1 protein-coding gene is annotated in these 1,048 nt (G+C 40.7%); it reads right to left on the bottom strand.

The genetic code is table 11. From position 1 onward, the window contains the following. Positions 1–1,028 (bottom strand): GNAT family N-acetyltransferase (locus AC1DPZ_RS27825; protein WP_477409637.1); only part of this gene is annotated, 1,028 nt, incomplete at its 3' end. Positions 1,029–1,048: the final 20 nt, after the last annotated feature.

The following is a 1,048-nucleotide window of genomic DNA, read 5'->3' as shown; positions in this document are numbered from 1 at the left end:
ACCCACGATAGTTCCAACTCATCGTATTGCTTTAAAGGTAAAACATATTCTTTTAGTTTAATAAAGATGGCCGACTCGAGCCCGTGTTTTTGATATTTTTGCTTGGTGCCCATCACTATAGCCCTCATCCGGGATACGCCCTTCCAGCGGTAATATAAAAATTTAAKCTTACCTATCAGGTTGAGTTTGCCGTTTAGGGGTTTAAGCATTTGGTTGGCATCCGGCAAAATGATGGTGAATGCTGCGGGTTCATTATCGATGTAGGCAAACCATATCAGTTTTTCGTCCATCAATGGTTTCATTTTTTCAAAGCTTTCGGCAATGGTGGCATGGGTAATCGGTACAAAATTCTCAAAATCGCGCCAGGCATCATTGTAAATTTCGATAAAGTCAGCAGCGAATTTTTCCATTTTCTTCGCCTCAAAATGCCTGAAATCATAACCAGGCTTCTTTATAACCCAGTTGGCAATTTTGGTGAACCGCTCCGAAAATGGTTTGTGCACATCCAGGTGATTGGTGATCTGCTCATACAGAGTTTTAAAGCCGTACTCCTCAAAAAAGCCTCTGTAATACGCAAAGTTGTAGTTCATGCCATAGGAGGGATGCGTAAAACCCTCAACCAGTAATCCCCAAAAATTATCGTTCTCGCCAAAATTTATAGGCCCGTCCATGGCTTGCATGCCATTAGCCATCAACCAGTTTTTGGCAGTATCAAATAGCAGGAAAGCCGCTTCTTTATTATCTATACATTCAAAAAAACCCATACCGCCTGTTGGCTGCTGGTAATGGTAGGCTTTTTTGTTATTTATAAACGCCGCTACCCGGCCAATTGGCTTATTATTATGGTCTGTAAGTATCCAACGGGTACATTTGCCATCCTGGTGAAAGCTGTTTTTAGCCGGATCAAATACCGCCTCCACATCATTATCAAGTGGGCAAACCCAGTTTTTGTCATCTTTATAAAGAATACGCACTACGTTTAAAAATGCTTTTTTTGATGCCTTATCTTTTACTTCTGTTATGATCATAGGAGGGCTAAATATAAAAA

Source organism: Mucilaginibacter sp. P4_G9, assembly GCF_056400985.1.
Note: the sequence above shows the minus strand (reverse complement) of the source record. Positions and strands in the feature narration are given on the sequence as shown.